At 72.3% G+C, this 19,961-nt stretch carries 17 protein-coding genes and 1 pseudogene; 5 read left to right on the top strand and 13 right to left on the bottom strand.

The window, feature by feature from the left end:
• Nucleotides 1-49: 49 nt before the first annotated feature.
• The gene (locus ACTEI_RS23165) at nucleotides 50-1,471 is read right to left on the bottom strand and encodes a GGDEF domain-containing protein (protein ID WP_122979570.1); all 1,422 of its coding nucleotides are present in this window, start codon (nucleotides 1,469-1,471) and stop codon (nucleotides 50-52) included.
• A gap of 288 nt (nucleotides 1,472-1,759) precedes the next feature.
• Here ACTEI_RS23165 and ACTEI_RS23160 point away from each other — a divergent pair, with 288 nt between their 5' ends.
• On the top strand, nucleotides 1,760-2,737 hold the full coding sequence (locus tag ACTEI_RS23160) for a glycoside hydrolase family 6 protein (RefSeq protein ID WP_122979569.1): 978 nt from the start codon (nucleotides 1,760-1,762) through the stop codon (nucleotides 2,735-2,737).
• 22 nt (nucleotides 2,738-2,759) lie between these two features.
• Here the strand turns inward: ACTEI_RS23160 and glxA are convergent, their stop codons facing one another.
• Nucleotides 2,760-4,709, bottom strand: a complete 1,950-nt coding sequence (gene glxA, locus ACTEI_RS23155; RefSeq protein ID WP_122979568.1) for a radical copper oxidase GlxA — start codon at nucleotides 4,707-4,709, stop codon at nucleotides 2,760-2,762.
• On the bottom strand, nucleotides 4,706-6,385 hold the full coding sequence (locus tag ACTEI_RS23150; protein WP_122979567.1) for a glycosyltransferase family 2 protein: 1,680 nt from the start codon (nucleotides 6,383-6,385) through the stop codon (nucleotides 4,706-4,708). The genes glxA and ACTEI_RS23150 overlap by 4 nt, the downstream gene beginning before the upstream one ends.
• Nucleotides 6,386-6,750: 365 nt before the next feature.
• Between ACTEI_RS23150 and ACTEI_RS23145 the strand changes: the two genes are divergently transcribed.
• Together ACTEI_RS23145 and ACTEI_RS23140 are read left to right on the top strand one after the other, a co-directional pair.
• A complete protein-coding gene (locus ACTEI_RS23145; RefSeq protein WP_122979566.1) occupies nucleotides 6,751-7,059 on the top strand; it encodes a hypothetical protein in 309 nt (102 codons plus the stop codon).
• A 154-nt stretch (nucleotides 7,060-7,213) separates the two neighbouring features.
• A complete protein-coding gene (locus ACTEI_RS23140; RefSeq protein ID WP_122979565.1) occupies nucleotides 7,214-9,184 on the top strand; it encodes an acyl-CoA dehydrogenase family protein in 1,971 nt (656 codons plus the stop codon).
• A gap of 37 nt (nucleotides 9,185-9,221) precedes the next feature.
• On the opposite strand, the gene ACTEI_RS23135 is transcribed toward ACTEI_RS23140, so the two are convergent.
• Nucleotides 9,222-10,076 (bottom strand): isocitrate lyase/PEP mutase family protein, encoded by an 855-nt coding sequence (locus tag ACTEI_RS23135; protein ID WP_122979564.1) that lies wholly within the window; start codon nucleotides 10,074-10,076, stop codon nucleotides 9,222-9,224.
• 154 nt (nucleotides 10,077-10,230) lie between these two features.
• Here ACTEI_RS23135 and ACTEI_RS23130 point away from each other — a divergent pair, with 154 nt between their 5' ends.
• Nucleotides 10,231-10,731 carry a DUF6348 family protein gene (locus ACTEI_RS23130; RefSeq protein ID WP_122979563.1) on the top strand — a complete coding sequence of 167 codons (501 nt, stop codon included), beginning with the start codon at nucleotides 10,231-10,233 and terminating at the stop codon, nucleotides 10,729-10,731.
• A 313-nt stretch (nucleotides 10,732-11,044) separates the two neighbouring features.
• Here ACTEI_RS23130 and ACTEI_RS23125 read toward each other — a convergent pair whose 3' ends face one another.
• The 6 genes from ACTEI_RS23125 to ACTEI_RS38560 all read right to left on the bottom strand — a co-directional run bounded on the left by ACTEI_RS23125 (nucleotide 11,045) and on the right by ACTEI_RS38560 (nucleotide 17,341).
• Nucleotides 11,045-12,493, bottom strand: a complete 1,449-nt coding sequence (locus tag ACTEI_RS23125) for an AAA family ATPase (protein ID WP_122979562.1) — start codon at nucleotides 12,491-12,493, stop codon at nucleotides 11,045-11,047.
• Between the two features lie 563 nt (nucleotides 12,494-13,056).
• The gene (locus tag ACTEI_RS23120) at nucleotides 13,057-14,379 is read right to left on the bottom strand and encodes an LLM class flavin-dependent oxidoreductase (protein ID WP_122979561.1); all 1,323 of its coding nucleotides are present in this window, start codon (nucleotides 14,377-14,379) and stop codon (nucleotides 13,057-13,059) included.
• Nucleotides 14,376-15,098 carry an ABC transporter ATP-binding protein gene (locus ACTEI_RS23115; protein ID WP_122979560.1) on the bottom strand — a complete coding sequence of 241 codons (723 nt, stop codon included), beginning with the start codon at nucleotides 15,096-15,098 and terminating at the stop codon, nucleotides 14,376-14,378. Before ACTEI_RS23115 ends, ACTEI_RS23120 begins: the two co-directional genes overlap by 4 nt.
• Complete coding sequence (locus ACTEI_RS23110) at nucleotides 15,074-15,916, bottom strand: ABC transporter permease (RefSeq protein ID WP_122979559.1); 843 nt, start codon at nucleotides 15,914-15,916, stop codon at nucleotides 15,074-15,076. Before ACTEI_RS23110 ends, ACTEI_RS23115 begins: the two co-directional genes overlap by 25 nt.
• 2 nt (nucleotides 15,917-15,918) lie before the next feature.
• Nucleotides 15,919-16,965 (bottom strand): ABC transporter substrate-binding protein, encoded by a 1,047-nt coding sequence (locus ACTEI_RS23105; protein ID WP_122979558.1) that lies wholly within the window; start codon nucleotides 16,963-16,965, stop codon nucleotides 15,919-15,921.
• A 10-nt stretch (nucleotides 16,966-16,975) separates the two neighbouring features.
• Nucleotides 16,976-17,341 (bottom strand): hypothetical protein, encoded by a 366-nt coding sequence (locus ACTEI_RS38560; protein ID WP_239082483.1) that lies wholly within the window; start codon nucleotides 17,339-17,341, stop codon nucleotides 16,976-16,978.
• On the opposite strand from ACTEI_RS38560, the pseudogene ACTEI_RS38555 reads away from it, so the two are divergent.
• Nucleotides 17,291-17,404, top strand: a pseudogene (locus tag ACTEI_RS38555) (hypothetical protein); the annotation flags it as partial. The gene ACTEI_RS38560 and the pseudogene ACTEI_RS38555 sit on opposite strands and share 51 nt — an antisense overlap.
• A gap of 109 nt (nucleotides 17,405-17,513) precedes the next feature.
• Here the strand turns inward: ACTEI_RS38555 and ACTEI_RS23095 are convergent.
• From ACTEI_RS23095 to ACTEI_RS23090, 3 genes are all read right to left on the bottom strand, one after another.
• Nucleotides 17,514-18,161, bottom strand: a complete 648-nt coding sequence (locus ACTEI_RS23095) for a thymidine kinase (protein ID WP_122979557.1) — start codon at nucleotides 18,159-18,161, stop codon at nucleotides 17,514-17,516.
• 107 nt (nucleotides 18,162-18,268) lie between these two features.
• The gene (locus ACTEI_RS37275; RefSeq protein WP_164466054.1) at nucleotides 18,269-18,415 is read right to left on the bottom strand and encodes a hypothetical protein; all 147 of its coding nucleotides are present in this window, start codon (nucleotides 18,413-18,415) and stop codon (nucleotides 18,269-18,271) included.
• A 51-nt stretch (nucleotides 18,416-18,466) separates the two neighbouring features.
• A complete protein-coding gene (locus tag ACTEI_RS23090; protein WP_239082482.1) occupies nucleotides 18,467-19,948 on the bottom strand; it encodes an NAD(P)/FAD-dependent oxidoreductase in 1,482 nt (493 codons plus the stop codon).
• Nucleotides 19,949-19,961: the final 13 nt, after the last annotated feature.

Here is a 19,961-nt window from a genome sequence, read left to right as displayed (position 1 = left end):
GCAACGTCGATCACCGCCACCCCGCGAGCCGACCGGGACACGGCGGCCGTCAGGCGGCTCGGACCAGGCTCACCGCGCCGACCCGCTTGGCCTTCTTGGCCTCGTACATCGCCAGGTCGGCGCGGCCGATCAGATCGTCGGTGGTGTCGCCGGGGCGGGCCTGCGCGGCGCCGACGCTGACGCCGATGCGCACCGCGACGCCCCCGGCGGTGAACGGCCGGGCGGCCAGCTCGGCGATCCGGTCGCGCACCGCACCGACCGCCTCCGGCCCGTGGCAGAGCAGCACGAACTCGTCGCCGCCGAAACGGCTCACCAGATCGCCGTCGCGGACGCAGTCCCGCAGCCGGGTGGCGACCTCGACCAGCAGCTCGTCGCCGGCCGCGTGCCCGAGCCGGTCGTTGACCGGCTTGAACCCGTCCAGGTCGCAGAAGAGCACCGCCAGATCGTCGGGGCCGGCCTCCAGGGTGGCGGCGAGCCGGTCCAGGCAGGCGCCGCGGTTCGGCAGCCCGGTCAGCCCGTCCCGGGTGGCCAGCCGGTGCAGCGCCTGCTCGGCCGCCCGCCGCTGCCCGGCCAGCCGGGCGATCCGTACCATGACCAGCGGCACCAGCGCGGCCGACGAGAACGCGATCAGCACCCCGTCGGTGGCCAGGCCGAACATGGCCCGGCCCCCGCCGACCAGCGGGGTGAGCGCCAGCATCACCCCGAGGAAGGTCATCCGGCCGCGGCTCAGGTCGTCCTCCGGCACCTGCCCGGCGGACGTCATCACGGCCACCGACGGGTGCGCGGCGGCGCACCCGAACGCGGCGTACGCGGCGAGGAACACCATGTTCGTCCAGTCGGGGCGGACCCCGGCCGCGTCCACGGCCAGCGCCGACGCCACGTCGCCGGCCAGGGTCAGGGCGATTCCCGCGGTGAACAGCCACACCGACGTCGACCGCCCGCCGGCGAAGGACACCCGCAGCATCGCGCCGAGCGTGCCGCTGGTCATCATGACCCCGAGGAACATCGCGATGAGCCGCCCGAGTGGCTGGCCCTGCGCGCTCATCGCCGGCCACAGCACCGCGTCCCAGAGCACGCCGCCGAGCGCCAGCGCGGTGAGCACCGAGTCGATGATGCCGCCGACGTCGCCCCGTCCGCGCCGCCGGACCACCGCGATCGCCGAGGCCAGCGACAGCAGGCCGCCGCCGGTGAAGAACAGCTCGGCGACGCTGCCGTCGCCGGTTCCCCGGGCGTCGAGCGCGGCGCGCACGATCCACACCACGTTGCCGACGTTGTAGAACACCATCGCGGCCAGGGTGAGCCACCACGGCGCCCGTTCCCCGGCCGGCGCCCGGCGCAGCCCGACGATCACGGCCGGCAGGACGGCGCCCAGGGTCACCGCGAGGAACGGCCACTGCCGCAGGTCGTACGGCCACACCAGATAGGTCGCCACCAGGACGGTGGTGACCGCGACGTAGCAGCGCAGCAGCATGCCGCACCGATCGGGCGGAGCCGCATCGGTCTGAGGGATTCCCGGCTGCCGACCGGCGGCCGGCCCGGTCGCCACGGCCGGTGCGGTAAGTCGCGGGCCCGCCGGGGTCGCCCGACCGGGTGGTTCCGGCCGGTCCGGGCCCGGTGGGTGCGCCGCGTGTGCTCCGTCCGTGCCGGTCCGGGCGGTACGGTGCGTGGCGACCGGTTCGACGGACGCGGGAGCCGGCGTTCCGGGTGGCCGGTGGCGTGCCAGGGCGGCCCGGCCGGTGCGCTGAGACGGTAAGGGGTTATGGGAGTTCGATCCGCGGCGCTGGCCGTCGCTGCGTGCACGGGCCTCGCGGCCTGCGCCGGTTCGCCGCCGGACCGGGCGCCCGCGCCGAGCGCCGAGCAGCTCTACGTGGACCCGTCCGGGGCGGCCGCCGCCCAGGTTCGCGCGTGGGAGGCGGAGGGCCGGACGGCGGACGCCGCCGCGGTGCGCCGGATCGCCGACGCGCCCACCGCGGTCTGGTTCGCCGACGCCGCCCCCGGGTTCGCCGAGCGGGCCCGCGGGCTGGTCGCCGCGGCCGCGGCGGCCGGGCGCACCCCGGTGCTGGTGGCGTACTACGTGCCGGAGCGCGACTGCGGCGGGCACTCCGGGGGCGGCGCGCCGGACGCGGCGGCGTACCGGGACTGGATCGCTCAGCTGGCCGCGGCGGTCGGCGGGTCGCCCGCGCTGGTCGTGCTGGAGCCGGACGCGGTGACCCACGTGTTGCAGGGCTGCCTGTCCGAGGAGGCCGCCGCCCAGCGGTACGCGCTGCTCGGCGAGGCGGTCCGGGCGTTCGGCCGGAAACCGGCGGTGCGGGTCTACCTGGACGGCGGGAACCCGGGCTGGGTCAAGGACGTGGACCGGGTGGTGGAGGCGCTGCGCCGGGCCGGGATCGCCGACGCCGACGGGTTCAGCCTCAACGTGGCGAACTTCGAGACCACCGAGGCGAACATCGGCTACGGCACGGCCATCTCCGACCGGCTCGGCGGCACGCACTTCGTGATCGACACCAGCCGTAACGGCAACGGCCCGGCGACCACCGACGGCGACGGGGACGGGCACTGGTGCAACCCGCCCGGCCGGGCGCTGGGTCCGGCCCCGACCACGCGGACCGGGCACGAGCGGGTGGACGCGTACCTGTGGGTGAAGCGGCCCGGCGAGTCGGACGGCGCCTGCGGGGCCGGAGCCCCGCAGGCCGGTCAGTGGTGGCCGGAGTACGCGCTGGGGTTGGCCACCAACTGAGGCGCCGCAGCGGGCCGGGACGTCAGGGGACGTGGACCCAGGTGGCCACCGAGGGAACCGCCCTGGTGTCGGTGACGAACAGCATGTACCAGCCCGGCGGGACCAGGCCGCGGTCGGCGGGGATCCGTACCGTGACGCCGCCGGGCGCCGGCCGGACCGGCAGCGCCACCGACCGCTGGTCCACATCGGTGCCGTGGGTGACCGCGCTCGGCCGCACCAGCCGGGCGGTCCGGATCCGGCCGGCGTCCCAGGTGCCGAACGACACGGCCGAGCCGCGGGCCACCTCGGCCGGCCCGCCCACGATCGCCGGGCGGTCGCCGCGGAACAGGTACGGCGGGCTGTAGATCTCGATCCGCTGCTCGAACGTGCCCGGGTTGCGCCCGGTCCGGTCGTAGATCGGATCGCTGCCCATGGTCACCACCCGCCCGTCCGGCAGCAGCAGCGCCTCAGCGTGGTAGTCGCGGCCGACGGTGGGCGCGGCCACCGGCCGGAACACGTTGCGGTCCGGATGGTAGATCTGCGCGGTGAGCAGGTCGCTGCGGGTTCTGCCGCGGTACGGCCCGCCCCGGTAGCCGGAGGAGCCGCCGCTGGTCAGCACGGTGTCGTCGGGCAGCACCACGGTGTTGAGGTACCGGGCCGGATGCGGCAGGTCCGGCCCGGGGCGGTAGACCGGTGCGCGCGCGCTCAGGTCGGCGATCGCGGTGCGCGCGGTGGACTGCGGCGCGTCGCCGACCGCGCCCCCGCCCAGGATCATCACCCGTTGCCGCTGCGCCGGGGGCAGCAGCACCGACGCGCTGGTCTCGGTCATCGTGGCGTCGCGCAGCCCGGGCACCGGCCGGAAACGGTTGGTCCGCAGGTCCCACAGGCCGGGGGTGCGGCCCACGGTGGCCGAGCCGTACCCGGCGTTCGAGCCGGAGAAGAACAGCCGCTCGTCGCGGGTCAGGAACAGCGCGGGGTAGGTCGGGAAGACCCGGGTCAGCCGGGGCGCCGGGACCCACCGGTGCTCGGCGGCGAGGTAGATCTCGTTGCGGCCGGGCAGCATCCGGCCGAACCGGTCGAGGCCGGAGACGGCGAGGACGTTGCCGCCGGGCAGCGCGGCCAGGGTCGGGTACCAGCGGGCGTCGACCAGGTCGCCGGTACGGACGTACCGCTCGGCGCGCGGGTCGAACTCGTACGTGGTGTGGTCGCCGCCGTACTCCTGCTTCTCGCGGGTGATCTTGTCGGCGACGCCGTACAGGTTGCGGGCGTCCGGGGCGCGCAGCCCGGAGATCCGGTACTGCGCGGGCCGGTCGATCACCGACGCGTCACCGGGCTCGACCGCGTCCACCCACACCTCGGCCGCGCCGGCGTGCACCATGGTCCGGCCGCCGTGCACCATCTTGGTCGCGGCCGGGACGGTGACGCGGTCGCGGGTGGCGTACCGGCGGCCGTCGGCGGCGACGAACCGGGTGCCCTTCGGCAGGGTCCGCGCGCCGTGGTCCGGCGACTCGTTCTTCACCTTCATCACCCCGGCGGCGTACCGGATGTTCGCCGGCAGCACCTCGTAGGACCGGGTGCCGCCGGCGACCAGGAGTCTGCCGTCGGGCAGGAAGGTGTGCCCGGCGCAGAACATGTCGGTCGGGGTAGGCACCTCGGAGAACCGGTCGGTGGCCGGGTCCCACAGGATGCTGCGGAAGGTGCCGGCCTCGAAGTTGCGCCGGTCGTTGCCGGACCCGGCGATGATCAGCACCTTGCCGGTGCGCAGCAGCGCGGCGTGGATCGCGTTGATCCGGAAGGCGGCCGGGACGGGCAGGACCGACCAGCGGCCGTGGCTCTGCTTGTAGCCCGGGCGGTTGATGGTGATCTCGTGGTAGCGCTCGGCCGCGAAGTCCGCGATCGGCCGGTTCGCGGCGAGGACCGCCACGACGGCCGGGACGACCGCGAGGCCGCGCAGCAGGCGGCGGGTGAGCGTGGGCTGGGGTCGGCGGATCATGCGTACGTCCTCACGGGTTCACCGGCGCGTTGGGCGGGGATCGGTGTGGGCCTGCCGGCCGGCTTGGCGGTCAGCGCCCACAGCGCCGGCGGGCCGAGGCACAGTGCCAGGTTCAGCGCCGGCCACAGCCACATCAATCCCTGGGTACGACCCGTCAGCACCGCCGTGACCAGCAGCGCCGCGAAGAAGGCCGCCCAGCTCAGGTGGGTCCGGAAGGTGCTCAGCCGGTCCGGGCTGGTCGAGTCGCCCTTCGGGGTGACCACGAACCCGGCCCGCCGGCGCAGCAGCGTCTGGCGGAACGCGGCCACGTAGACCGGCGCGCACAGCGTGGAGAGCAGCATCCCGGTCACCCCGGACGAGCCGGACTCCTCGTGCGGGCTGACGTTGTGCCGCCGGTTGAACAGGTAGAGGCCGATCTGGAACAGCGCCGCGTCCACATAGAGCATGGACCACACCTGCTGCGGCACCGGCACGCCGCGGACCCCGAGCACGATGTGCGCGACCGCGGTGACGCAGCCGAGCAGCCAGGACACCGCGGTCATCGGGTAGTAGGCCATCAGCAGCCCGTAGTGCAGCGCGCGGCGCGCCCCGAGCCGGCGCAGCACCCGGGCGAACCCGGTCACGCACACCTCGTCGGTGCCGCGTGACCAGCGGTGCTGCTGGCTGAAGTAGTCGGTCCAGGAGGACGGGCCCTCGCCGACGGCCAGCACGTCCGGGGTGTAGACCGAGCGCCAGCGCGCGCCGGTCGCCGGGTTGCGGGCCGCGTGCAGGGCGAGGCTGGTCGCCATGTCCTCGGTGATCGAGTCCCGCAGGCCGCCGATGCTCTTGAGGGCCGCGATCCGGACGGCGTTGTTGGTGCCGACCAGCATCGGCGCGCCGAGGCGGTTGCCGGCCCGCTGCAGCAGCGAGTGGAACAGGTACTGCTGCGACTCGGCCCAGCGGGTGACCAGGTTGTCGTAGTTGCCGTAGATCTGCGGGCCGACCACGAACGCCACGTCCGGGTCGCGGAAGTAGCCGAGCAGCCGCTCGCCGAACGACGGCAGCGGCACGTGGTCCGGATCGACCGAGACGAACACGTCGTACTCGTCGCCGTGCGCGTCCATCCACGCGTTGTAGTTGCCGTGCTTGGTGCGGGCCTTGAAGGCGCCCGCCTCGGTGTTCCACCGGGCCACGCCCCGGCGGCTGAAGTGCCGTACGCCGGCGCTCGCGCACATTGCCCGGACCCGGTCGTCGTCGCCCTCGTCGAGCAGCCACACGTCCAGGTCGCCGCGGATGCGCCCGGCGGCCCGCAGGGTGCGTTCGACCATCGCGACCGGCTCCTTGCCGGGCACGATCGTGGTGAGGAACGCGACCCGCAGCCCGGGGTCCGGCGGGACCGGCACCGGGTCCCGGGCGCGCAGCGTGGCCAGGCCCAGCGTCGCCACGTTGATCAGGCGGAACAACTCGATGAGCGCGATCGTGGCGACCATCGCCGGGCCGAGTCCGCCGGCCGGGTCGGCGCGGGTGAGCAGCCAGCCGGCGAAGGTGGCCTCCACGGTGAACGCGAGGACGGCGATCAGGAGGCCGCGCGTGCGGCGGTGGCGGGTCAGCCGGCGCAGGCGGACCCGGTAGGGGCCGGGCGGGGCCGGGTCCGCGGGACCGGCGAGGCGGCTGAAGCTGTCGTAGTCGTAGGGCATCGTTCTCCTCTGTCACTGGGGGGAAGGTGGACAGACGGGACCGTCACGCTCAGCGCGCATTGTGATGGTTTGTCAATATGTGACCGGATTCGGTCACAGGGGGACACTATCCAGAAGCCGCGAAGCCTGGACATCCCCCGCACCCGATCGTGGAGCCGGGCGTACGGTGGCCCGCCGATCCCGTGCGGCCGGCAACCGGACGATCACCGTGCGTGCCGTCCACTTCGCGGTGAGTCGTTCACCTCGACGGGGGAGTGCGCCGAGGCCGTCCGGCGCGTTGTCCGGTTCCGCGGCTGGCGAGTCGGCCGGGAAACCGTCGAACCGATACGCGCCGTGATCCGTTTGCTTTGTCGAGGCGGACGAACGTGTCCCGCTCAAGAACCGACAAGGCGGTGGCGATGCTGATCCTGTTCCTGCTCATCCTGGTCCTGGCCGCCGCCTGCGCGCTCGCGGTGCGGGGAGTCCGCGCGGAGGTGCGCACGGCGACGGACCCGCTGCTCGTGCCCGAGTCGTTCTTCGCGCCGCAGAGCCTGGAGGGCGTGCTCTGCGGCCAGCTGATGGACGGCGGCATCACCCGCCGGCAGTACCTGCGCTCGATGGAGGGAATCGCCGCCCGCGACGAACAGCGGCACCCGCTGGTCGTCCCGTGGCACCTCGGAGCCGGCGAGGAGTGACCCGGCGCGAGAGGAACGTCGCGGATCGCTGTCGGGGCCGATCCGCGCCCGCTCCGGAGGGCCGGCAGCGCCCGGTCCCCCGGCGCAGCCCGCCGCCGGGGCCGGACCGGTCGCCGCGCGGCGGGCCGGCCGGCCGCGTGATTGACTCTCTGTCATGATCGGCGACTCCATCGACCCGGCCCGCCTGCAGGACGTCCTCGACGGGCGCTGGGCGCACATCCGGCAGGCGGTGCGCGACGAGCTCGGCAAGGCCGGGTTCACCGCGGTGCACGGCGAGACCGGCGACGAGGCGCGCGCCCGGATCAGCGCCGCGATCCGGCAGATCCCCACCGGCATCGGGGTGGCGTCGGCGTTCCCCAAGGCGTACGGCGGATCCGACGACCCCGGCGGCTCGGTCGTCGCGGCCGAGATGCTCGCGTACGCCGACCTGTCCCTGATGGTCAAGGCCGGCGTGCAGTGGGGGCTGTTCGGCGGCGCCGTGGTGGCCCTCGGCACGCGGCGCCACCACGACGCCTACCTGCGCGGCATCATCTCCACCGAGGTGATGGGCTGCTTCGCGATGACCGAGACCGGGCACGGCTCGGACGTGCAGAAACTGCGCACCACCTGCACGTACGACCCGCGGACGCAGACCTTCGACCTGCACACCCCGCACGAGGCGGCCCGCAAGGACTACATCGGCAACGCGGCCCGCGACGGCCGGATGGCGGTCGTCTTCGCCCAGCTGATCACCCAGGGCCGCGGCCGCGGGGTGCACGCCTGGCTGGTGCCGATCCGCGACGCCGACGGCAACCCGATGCCCGGGGTCACCCTGAGCGACGCCGGGCACAAGGCCGGCCTGCTCGGCGTGGACAACGGCCGGATCAGCTTCGACCACGTGAGCGTGCCCCGGGACATGCTGCTCGATCGATACGGCCAGGTCGCGCCGGACGGCACCTACTCCAGCCCGATCGAGAACGACACCCGCCGGTTCTTCACCATGCTCGGCACCCTGGTCCGCGGCCGGGTCACGGTGGGCGGAGCGGCGTCCGCGGCCACCCGCGCGGCGCTGACCATCGCGGTCCGGTACGGCGACACGCGCCGCCAGTTCGGCGTCCCCGGCGAGGACCGTGAGGTGGTCCTCAACGACTACCTCGCCCACCAGCGCAAGCTCCTGCCGGCGCTGGCCACGACGTACGCGTACGCGTTCGCCCAGGAGGAACTCGTCGGCACGCTCGCCGACGTGCAATCCGGCCCCGGCCCGGCCGACGAGCACCGGCAGCGCGAACTGGAGTCCCGGGCCGCCGGGCTGAAAGCGGCGCAGACCTGGCACGCCACCCGCACCATCCAGATGTGCCGGGAGGCCTGCGGCGGCGCCGGCTACCTGTCGGAGAACCGGCTGCCCGCGCTGAAGGCCGACACCGACGTCTTCACCACCTTCGAGGGCGACAACACGGTGCTGCTGCAGCTGGTCGCGAAGGGCCTGCTCACCGGCTACCGGGACGCGTTCGGCTCGCTGGACGGCTGGGGGCGGGCCACGTTCGTCGCCGAGCAGGTCCGCGAGATGGTGCTGGAGCGCACCGCCGCCCGCGGCCTCATCCAGCGCCTGGTCGCCGCGGTGCCCGGCCGCGACGACGAGGTCGCGGTGACCGACCGCGGCTGGCACCTGACCATGTTCGAGGACCGGGAGAAGCACGTACTGGACGGGGCCATCCGGCGCCTGCGCAGCGGCGCCGCGACCAAGAAGGATCGCCCGTTCGACATCTTCAACGACGTCCAGGACCATGTGCTGAAGGCGGCCACCGCGCACATCGACCGGATCACCCTGGAGGCGTTCGTCGCCGGCATCGAACGGGCCACCGACCCGGGCGCGAAGGCGCTGCTCGACCGGGTGTGCGACCTGTACGCGCTGACCACCATCGAGGCGGACCGGGCGTGGTACCTGGAGCACGGGCGCCTGACGCCGGCCCGCTCCAGGGCGATCACCGCGGTCGTCAACGACCTGCTCAAACAGCTGCGCCCGCACCTGTCGACGCTGGTCGACGCGTTCGCGATCCCGGACGCGTGGCTGAACGCGGCGATCCTGCGCGAGGAACCCGGACGCCAGGCGGCGATGGCCGAGGCGGACGCACGGCTCGCCCGCTGACCGCACCGCCCCCGGGCCGGGGCGGCGGCGGGTCGGGTCAGGTCTGCAGGTTCCCGGGGACCTGGCGGCCGTTCGAGCCGGTCGTCTCGGTGCCGGCGGCCAGCGCGGTGACGACCGCCCACGGCATCCGGTCGATCGGCGCCACGTCACCGGACTCGGCGAGCACCCGGTAGGCGGCCGACGCCGCGCGGATGGCGGCCAGCAGGGCGGTGAGCGGGTGCAGGACCAGGCGGACCCCGGCCGCGGCCAGATCCGCGTCGCTCAGGTCCGGACGGTACGGCGCCGCCTCGCTGCGCTCGACCACCAGCGGCACGCCGGGAAGAGCCCGGTGGACGGCGGTGAGCCCGGCCAGGTCCGGTACGCCGTCGGGACAGACCGCGGCGGCGCCGGCGTGCGCGTACGCCCGGCCGCGCTCGATCGTGCCGGCCACCCCGTCCACGGCGTACGCCCCGGTCCGGGCGATCACCGCCAGCTGCGGGACCTCCCCGGCCAGCGCCTCGATCGTGGCGGCGGCCAGGCCGGCGTCGACGAGCCCCGGACGTGCCGCACCCACCCGGTCGCGCAGGATCAGTCCGGCGATGCCGGCCCGGCTGTAGGCCAGCCCGGTCCACACCGCGTCCCGGGGGCTGCCGTAGCCGGTGTCCGCGTCGGCCAGCAGCGGAACCCCGTGCAGGGCCGGTTCCAGCGTGGACGCCCGGTCGGCGATCTGCGTCGTGGGAACGAGGCCCAGGTCGGGGCGGCCCAGCATGGTGGCGGAGACGGCGGCCGCGGACAGGTGCACCACCCCGTGCCCGGCGGCCACCGCGAGCGACGCGGTCAGCGGGTCGTGGACACCGGGCACGTGCGTGACCCGGTCGGCGGCGAGCAGCGCGCGTAGCACGGAAGCGGTCATGATCGCAGCCTGGCGCATCGGCGCGGCCGTGCGCTACTCCCCGCCAGTCGTCCGGGGAAAACTGCATCCTCGGCGCTGACCGGCCCGGGGGTGGCGCCTCGGGCCGGTGCCTCCGCAGGGTTGCGGACGAGCGGCCGGACGGTACGCTCACGCGATGTTCGACGAGGCGGTCGCGGTCACGGCGTTCCGCGCGGGAGCGGCCGCGCCGTCCGCCGGGCCCTGCGCGGCGGCGCCGAACTGGCCGCCTCGCCCCGGGGTCGATCACGCTGGCCGAGCCGCTGCCGCCGAGCACGTGCACGTGGAACGCCGCAGCCACCCCAGCGGCGAGTTCGAGATCCTGCTCGGCGCGCAGGTCGACCTGTTCGCCACCGGGCCGGTGCCGTCCGCCGAGCCGCTGTTCGACCGGCTCCTCGCCGCGCTCGACGAGGAGCCGCTGAGCCGGGCGGTGCACGCGCTGCGGTTCTTCACCGCCCACCAGGGCGGCCGGATGCTGACCAACGAGGTGTTCCGGGACGGCGAGCCGTGGGCGGCCGGGATGCGGGTGACCGCCGCGGCCGAGCCGCCGCTGCCCACCGGCCCGGTCGGGATGCGCGTCTTCGCCTTCCTCGCGCCGGTCGAAGAGACCGAGAGCGACACAACCCCATCGTCGAGGTAGAGCCAACGCAAGAGGGCAGTTGGGCAAGGATTGCAACTTGTCTCGAGCCGGACAGCCAGCCGATAGAATGTTGGGTGTACCTCCGGTCATTGGAGCAGGGGCAGATGTCATACGTCTATGAAAGACCCCATTGCTCAAGGACACGGTCAATGTCGATTAGCAGGTTCTGCCAACTTTGCAGTCGTGTGACGGGCCCGTTCCGATCAAGTCTCTCTAGTAGCTGTCTACGGTTCTGGTTGAAGCGGTTGGCTACGCGGTCGCGACGCCTGCCAGTCACTTCTGCAGATGAAAATTCCCTTGTACAGGCGCTCCGTCATCCTGAAATCCCCAGCGGTAGGGTGAGCTGAGCGCCCACGGGCGCAGTCAGATAGTAAACTACGTCAGCCGTGGTGAAAGTCGAGCGAGAGGGTGTCTCCCTCCAGGAGCCTGTATATGGGAGAAGCGTTAATGCTCGTGCGGTGTTGCTGGTCGTGACCTTGTGCTGTCTGACCTCGGCGAGCAGCAGATCGTCTGTATTGCAGAGTTGAACAACGCCCGGTGAATGGGTGTTGACGATGACTTGACGGAAAGGGTTGGTTGCGTCCGGAACTGCGGTCGGATCAACGGCTAGGTCACGAATCAGATCCAGCATGGCTGGCAGATTTGCCGGATGTATGCCATTCTCGGGTTCCTCCATGCAGATCAGGCCGACGAAACTCGGGTCTTCGAGTAGTACGCAGAGCGCCAAAAACCGAAGAGTTCCTTCGGAAAGTGCTCGCGCGGGCAGGCGCAATCCGCCTTTCTCTTGAAGGAACAGTGTGAACACCTCGCGCACTTGATCGAGTTCCACATGAATACCCTCGACGCCCACGCCGATGAGGTCTGACAGGCGTCCTGCGACGCGGGCGTACACGGCCTCCGGGTCAGCTCTGCCGGTGACCGGGTCCTTCTCATTCGCGATGCGAAACAGGGTGGCTGCCAAGTGCCTACCGTCAGTGGCTAGAGAGCGCGGGTCGATGAGGTTGTCGGGCGCGCGTAGCGCCGAGGGTTCGAGAGCAAGCCGTCGCCAACTTTGCATCTCGCGCCGGGCTGCCAGAATGGTCGGATAGTCGTTCGTGGTGACTGTGCTCAGCACAGTTCTTCCGGCTCGTGCTGCGGCTCGGGGTTGCGGCCTGCCGAAGCTGCCGCCATCGCCATGAACATTGATTACCGTGCCACTGTCGCGGTGTTCGGTGGACAGATATGCGCCGCCGCGGCGTTGTCCGACAAGAACGCTGTTCCGGAAGCTTCTGGCGTTGTGCTTGAAACGTAGGTGCTGAGCCGCTTCACCGCGATTTATATGCCTCAATCCCTCTTCGAGGAGGGTCAGTCTTCCGGTGCTGCCTTCTCCTTCTGGAGGTGAGTACCCCAGGGTTACCTCGTAGCGCAGGAAGGTGGTCGTTGCCTTGGCGGATGCACCGAGATCGTCCTCGACCTCGGCTGGGACAATCATTTCTGCAGCGAGTCGTATCTTCCGCTGGTGGTCCCGATATCCATCCCAGAAGAGGTCTCGGGGGTCGCTGCCTCGAATGCCTGAGGTGCTGCCCTGGTTTCCTAATGCCCCCCGCACTCGCTGCGATGCTTCAACCAGGGAGTCGCTGGCCAGATATGAAAGGAATTCAATGGCGTCGAAGACATTGGACTTTCCGATACCGTTGGCGCCGGCGATGCACGTAAAAGGGCCGAAATCGATGCGTACGTCGAGGAGGTTTTTGAAACCTTGAACCTCAAGCCGGGTGAGCATGGATGAATCTTACTCAACCGGTTCGGGTTGCACCCAGCGCGACGCGGACGAGGTCAGCGGGGTGCTCGGAGAACAATCTTCGTGCGGCGGTCATCCTGGCGAACAGGTCGTGCCATGCGACGTCTTGATTGAGGTGCGGCTACAGCGCCCGACCTGTTGTAGAGGCCCGGTCGGTCGCCTTCAAGAGCCAGCCGCGAGCCGCTCCTCCGTGGCGTACATGCCGGCGTAGCGTCCGCTGGCCGAGATCAGCTCGTCGTGGTTGCCGTGCTCCAGGATGCCGTCGTCGCCGACCACAATCATCCGGTCGTCGCCGACGGGTGGTGGACAGCCGCTGCGCGACAAGATAGCGATACGGCCGTTCAGCAGGCGCTGCGCTGAAACCTCGGCCCGTGATGCGGAACGCTTGTCCGAAGCGGACGGGGCTCGTCGATGCTCCCGGACGTCCGGGGTGGCCCGGGGCATCAACTCGCCGGACCGGACCCGGTCGTGGGACCGCAGGACATCCGCGGCTGACGAGATGGGCCGAGGAAACCCCGGCGCCGCCGGGGTTTCCTCCGATCTCGTCAGGCTCCCGCCAGCACCGCCGCGGGCCGCGGTAGCCCGTAGTGCTCGCGCAGCGTGCCGGTGGTGTACTCGGTGCGGAACAGGCCGCGCCGCTGCAGCAGCGGGACCACGTGCTCGACGAAGAGCTCCAGCCCGGCCGGCAGCACCGGCGCCATGATGTTGAAGCCGTCCGCGGCGCCGTTGTCGAACCAGTGCTGGATCGCGTCGGCCACCTGCTCCGGGGTGCCGGCGAAGGTGCGGTGCCCGCGCCCGCCGCCGAGCCGCCCGATCAGTTGTCGTACGGTCAGCCGCTCCCGCCGCGCCAGCTCCACGATCAGGGTGTACCGGCTCTTGGCGGCCTCGATCTCGTCCTCGGCGGGCAGGTCGTCCGGCAGCTCCCGGTCCAGGTGCAGATCGGCCGGGTCGACCCGCAGCGTCGTGGCGAGCTGGCGCAGCGCGTACTCCGGCCTGATCAGCCGGTCCAGCTCCTCCTCCAGGGCGAGGGCCTCGGCCTCGGTGGACCCGATCGCCGGGACGATGCCCGGCAGGATCTTGATGGTGTCCGGATCCCGGCCCTCGGCCAGCGCGCGCCGCTTGAGGTCGGCGTAGAACGCCTGCGCGTCGGCCAGGGTCTGCTGGGCGGTGAACACCGCGTCGGCGTACCTGGCGGCCAGCTCCCGGCCGTCGGCCGAGGACCCGGCCTGGACCAGCAGCGGGTGGCCCTGCGGCGGGCGGGGCACGTTCAGCGCCCCGGCCACCCGGAAGTACCGGCCCTCGTGCCCGGCCGGGTGGATCTTCGAGTCGTCGCCCCAGACGCCGTTCGCCTTGTCGCCCAGCGCCGCGTCGTCCTCCCAGCTGTCCCAGAGCTTGCGGGACACCTCGATGAACTCGGCGGCCCGCTCGTAGCGGTCCCGGTGCGCGGGCTGGTCGTCCAGGTTGAAGTTGCGCGCCGCGTCCGGCCCCGCCGTGGTCACCACGTTCCACCCGGCCCGGCCGCCGCTGATGTGGTCCAGCGAGGCGAACCGCCGGGCCAGGTTGTACGGCTCGTTGTAGCTGGTCGACGCGGTGGCGATGAGGCCGATGTGCTCGGTGGCGGTGGCCAGGGCGGTGAGCAGCACGGTCGGTTCCAGCCCGCCGGACGGCCGGCGCCCGATGCTGTTCCACAGCGCCGGGGTGTCGGCCAGGAACAGCGAGTCGAGCCGGCCGCGCTCGGCGATCCGGGCCAGCCGGACGTAGTGCTGGAGGTCCAGGTGCGCGAACGGGTCGCTCTCCGGCAGCCGCCAGGCCGCCTCGTGGTGACCGACCGTCATCAGGAACGCGTTCAGGTGCAGCTGCCGGGTCATTCGGACACCCCCAGGGCCTTGAGCAGTAGTTCGCGGGCCTCCTGGAAGCCCGGGTCACGCGGGGACCGCGACTCCGGCAGGCCGGGGCGCAGGTCCAGCGAGATGTGCCCGCCGTCCAGCACCACGATCCGGTCGGCGAGCTGCACCGCCTCGTCCACGTCGTGGGTCACCAGCAGCACCGCCGGCTGGTGCCGTTTGCACAGCGCGCGCAGCAGGTCGTGCATACGGATCCGGGTGAGCGCGTCCAGCGCGCCGAACGGCTCGTCGGCCAGCAGCAGCTCCGGGTCGCCGACCAGCGAGCGGGCCAGCGCGACGCGCTGCTGCTCGCCGCCGGAGAGCTGGTTGGGCCAGGCGCGTTCGCGTCCGGCCAGGCCCACCTCGGCCAGTGCCTCGACGCCGCGCTGCCGGGCGTCCGGCGCGCGCAGCCCCAGGATCACGTTGTCCAGCACGCGGCGCCAGGGCAGCAGCCGCGAGTCCTGGAAGACCACCGACACCCGGCCGGGGATCCGCAGCTCGCCGGAGCCGGCCACCTCGTGGTCCAGGCCGGCCAGGGCGCGCAGCAGGGTGCTCTTGCCGGAGCCGCTGCGCCCGAGCAGGGCGACGAACTCGCCGGGCGCGATGTCCAGGTCGATCCGGTCCAGGACGGTCTTGGCGCCGAAGCGCCGGGTGAGCTGTTCGATCCGGACGCCGCCGGTCAGCTGGTCAGCGTGCGCCGCCATCCCAGCACCCTCCGTTCGGTGAAGCGGACCAGGGCGTCCGAGGCGAATCCGAAGATGCCGTAGACGACCAGGCCGACGACGATGATGTCGGTCTGCGCGTAGAGCTGGGCCTGGGACATCATGTAGCCCACGCCGGAGAGCGCGTTGATCTGCTCGACGGTGATCAGGATCAGCCAGGAGGCGGTCACGGCCAGGCGCAGCCCGACGAAGAAGCCGGGCAGCGCCCCGGGGAAGACCACGTGGCGCAGGAACTCCCAGCGGGAGTAGTTCTGGACCTGGGCGAGCTCGACGTAACGCTGGTCGATGCCGGTCAGACCGGCGAACACCTGGATGTACATGTAGACCGCGACCGCGACCGCGATGATGGTGATCTTGAAGCCTTCGTTGATCCCCAGCCAGAGGATCAGCAGCGGGATCAGGCCGATCGTCGGGATGGCCAGCTTGATCCGCATCGGCCCGTCGATCAGCGCCTCGCCGATCCGGCTGGTGCCGGCCAGCAGCGCCAGCGCGGTGCCGATGACCGCGCCGATCAGGAAACCGGAGACCGCCCGCTCCAGCGAGGCGAGGATGTTGTCCTGCAGCGCGCCGGTGGAGATCAGGTCGGCGGCGGTGCCGGCCACCGTCCACGGCGCGGAGAGCTTGCGCGGGTCGAGCAGCCCGGTCGCGGAGGCGGCCGCCCAGATCGCGACGAGCAGGGCGGGGCCGAGCAGGCGGCCGTACGGGATGGGCCGGCCCGGTCCCAGCCGGCGCCGCGCCCGGCGCGCCGGTGACGCGGGGGAGCGGGGCCGGGTGGCGACGGAGAGCGTCTCGGTGGCCATGGTCACTCCTGGTACTCGGCGGGCACCGCGTCCGCGGCGATGGTCTCGAAACGCCGGTCGAACAGCTTCTCGGCGTCGATCGGCTTGATGAAGCCGCCCTCCACCAGCAGGTCGGCGGACTCCTTCTGCCAGGCCACCGCCTTGTCCCAGCGGCGCGGGAAGTGCGGCTTGTGTTCGGTGGCGCCGATCCGCTGGGCGTCGGCCGCCGAGACGCCCTGGTCCTTGACGTAGTACGCGTCCAGCCACTTCTTCTGGTTCTCCCAGCGCCACACCGTGGATCTGGCCCAGATCGGGATGAACGCGCGGATCGCGGCGACCTTGGCCGAGTCGGCGAGCACCTCGCCCGGGGCCCAGAGGATGGTCAGGTAGTCCACCGCGGTCATCGGGAACTGGGTGGCGCCGTCCTTGCCGTACTCGCTGAGGTACTTGGTGATCGACGGCTCGTACAGCGGCGCCACGTCGATCTGCTTGCTCTGCAGGGCGACCAGGAACTTGGTGCTGGGCAGGGCGACCAGCTCCACGTCCTTGGGCGTCAGGCCCTGCTCCTTGAGGGTGCGCAGGACCACCAGGCCCTGCGCCTGGCCCTGCGAGAAGCCGATCTTCTTGCCGCGCAGGTCGGTGATGCCGGCCACCGGGTTGCCCGGCGCGGTGACGTAGGTGTACTGCGGCTCCTTCTTGGTCTGCACCGCCACGATCCGGGCGTCCACGTTGATCGCGGCGGCCTGGATCGGCGGGATGCCGGCGTTGGCGGCCAGGTCGATCGAGCGGGCCCGGAAGCCCTGGATCACGTCCGGGCCGGCGGAGATGTTCGGCCAGTCCTTGACCTTGAAGGGCAGCTTGTCGATCTCGCCGGCGGCCTGCAGGGCCACCTGGGTGGTGTGGATCGAGATGACCAGCTCGGTCGCCGGGTCGACGGTGGTCGGCAGCGGGTCGGAGGCGGTCAGGTTCGCGGCGGCGGCGTCGTCGCCGCCGCATCCGGCCAGGCCGAGCGCGGTCACCCCGAGGAGCCCGCCCAGCAGCGTTCGGCGGTTCAGTGTCGGACCTGTCATCTGCTTCCCCTCAACGAACGGCGGAGGCGGCGACGTTGCGTATCCGCGGCGTGACGATCGCCGATGAATATACATTGCCTATCGGGTTTATAGGTTTTAACGAGTCGTGACGGTTTCCTTGCCCGCTGTGCCGGATCGGCGCACGATGATCGGCGGGCCGGGTCACAGGCGACGAAGCGGAGGAATCATGCCGACGGCCGGACATGGCCGGAACAGCCGTGATGCGCCCCCGGCCGCGGATGGCCGGGAGGCCGAGCGGTTCCGCGAGCAGGCGCGCCGCGACCCGCTCACCGGGCTGCGCCACCGCCGCTACGTCGACGAGCAGCTGCCCGGCCTGACCGAGCACGCCACCCGCACCGGGGCGCCGCTGCTCCACCTGGACCACTTCAAGGCGCTCACCGGCCGGTGCACGCACGAGGCCGGCGACCGGGCGCCGAGCGAGGCGGCCCGGCTGCTGATCGAGGCGGAACCGGCGGACGGGTTCGCGACCCGCTGCGGCGCGAGGAGCTCCTGCTGGTGTGGGGCGCCGGCCGGTGCCGAAGGGCGCGTCAGGCCGGGCCGGGCTCGCCGTTGCGCCAGTGCCGCCGGCACAGCACCCGGTAGGACACCGCGGAGGTCTCGGTGGTGTCGCCGACCGCCACCTGCGCGCCGGCCCGCGCCACCCGGCCGTCCACGATGCGCGCGTTCTGCCGGCCCGGTCGCCCGCACCAGCACGTCACCTCGACCTGCAACGGCACGATCACGTCGGCCAGCTCGACCAGCCGCTGCGCGCCCGGGAACAGCCGGGACAGGAAATCCGTGGTGATCGCGTAGCAGTCGATGTCGACGCCCAGCTCGTCGGCCGCCCAGGCCAGCTGCTCGACCTGGGCCGGGCTGAGGAACTGCGCCTCGTCGGCGATCACGAAACCGCCGGCCGGGACCCGCTCGGTGACCAGCCGGACCAGGTCCATCTCCGGGTGCACCTCGATGGCGTCCGCGGCCACTCCCAGCCGGGACGACATGATCCCCTCGCCGGCCCGATCCTGGATGGTCAGCAGCACCCCGGGCCGACCGGCCTGGCGGCGGTTGAACGCGTTCTGCAGGGCCAGCGTGCTCTTGCCGGAACCCATCCGGCCGGTGAACAGGGTCAGCGTCCCGAAGACCGGGGCCAGCGCCGGCTGCCGAGCGGCGAGAACGGGCGCGGCGGTGACCGGCATCAATCGGGGCCTCTTTCTCTGCGGGGCGGGGCCGGTACACGCTACCTGGTCACCGAACTTTTGGTTACCGCCGGTCGACGGTCAGGTTCGAGACACCCGACGAAGAATCAATGCCGGAACGGCCGGTCGCGGCGGCCCGACCGGACCAGACCGGCGCCGCCGGACCGGCCGGGCGGCCCGGCGGTGACCACGTCGAGCACCGTCTGCGCCCGGTCGGCGACCGGGACGCCACCCGGCCGGTGAGGGGACGCCACCCGGCCGGCGGGCGGGCCGCCGTGGAGCGCCGTGCTGCGCCGGCCCCGCGCTCAGTCCCGGACGCCGAGGGGCTTCCGCTCCGCCTTGCCGTCCAGGGTGGCCTGGTCGCCGGTCTCCGCCGGGTTCTGCACCGGCCGGCCCTCGGCCGCCGTCGTGCTGGCCTGCGGCCGGCTCTCGGTGGCCGCCGCGCGGTCGCGCTCGAACGGATCGCCGTACGCCCGGATCGCGCGCCGCGCGAACGCCTGCTGCTGCGTCGCCACCCGCTCGGAGCGCCCGCGCCCGACGAAGCTGACCGCCCAGTGCAGCACCGCGGTCACCCGGTTCTTGAAGCCGACCAGGTAGAACAGGTGCACCGCGACCCACACCACCCAGGCCAGGAAGCCGGACATGTGCAGCTTGCCGATGCTGGCCACCGCGGAGAACCGGGAGATGGTCGCCAGGCTGCCCTTGTCGAAGTACTTGAACGGCTGCCCGGACTCCTTGCCGGCCAGCCGCCGGCTGATCTGGTCGGCGGCGTGCCGGCCGCTCTGGATGGCCACCTGCGCCACGCCGGGCAGCGGCCGCCCGTCCGGACCGGCCAGGTTCATCATGTCGCCGAGCACGAAGATCTCCGGGTGTCCGGCCAGCGTGGTGTCCTTCTCCACGAGCACCCGCCCGGCCCGGTCGGTCTGCGCCCCGGTCGACTCGGCCAGCTTGCGCGCCAGCGGCGGCGCGGCCACCCCGGCCGCCCACACCTTGGTCATCGACGGGATGCGGTGCCGGCCGGTCGCGTCCTCGACCTCGATGCTCGTCGAGTCGACGCCGACCACCTTGGTGTTCAGCTTGACCTCGACGCCGAGCTTCTCCAGCTGCCGCTGGGCGCCGGCGGAGAGGTGATCGCCGAACGTGTTGAGCACCGCCCCGATCGCGTCGACCAGGATGATGCGCGCCGTGCGCGGGTCGATGTGCCGGTACTGCCCGGGCAGGGTGCGGTGGGCCAGCTCGGCGATCTGCCCGGCCAGCTCGGTGCCGGTCGGGCCGGCGCCGACCACCACGAAGGTCAGCCACCGCTGCACCGCCTCCGGGTCGGTCTGCAGGTCGGCCACCTCGAACGCGCCGAAGATGCGGGCGCGCAGCTCCAGGGCGTCGTCGATGCTCTTCATGCCGGGCGCGTGGTCGGCGAAATGGTCGTTGCCGAAGTACGACTGCGAGGCGCCGGCCGCGACGATCAGCGTGTCGTACTCGACGGTGTAGTCGATGCCCGGCCCGGCCACCGAGACGATCTTCCGCTCGGTGTCGACGTCCTGCACCCAGCCCAGGCGGACGTCCACGTTCTTCTGCCGCTTCAGGACCTCGCGGATCGGCGGGGCGACCTCGCCCTCGGACAGGATGCCGGTCGCCACCTGGTAGAGCAGCGGCTGGAAGAGGTGGTACGCCGTGCCGTTGATGAGAGTGATGTCCACCGGAGCCTTGCGCAGCGCCTTGATCGCGAAGAGTCCGGCGAAACCGGCTCCCACCACGACCACGCGATGACGGCGGCTTGCCTGAGTCATTGCCTGCTCCCGT

The sequence above is a fragment of the Actinoplanes teichomyceticus ATCC 31121 genome, assembly GCF_003711105.1.
Lineage (GTDB): Bacteria > Actinomycetota > Actinomycetes > Mycobacteriales > Micromonosporaceae > Actinoplanes > Actinoplanes teichomyceticus.
Note: the sequence above shows the minus strand (reverse complement) of the source record. Positions and strands in the feature narration are given on the sequence as shown.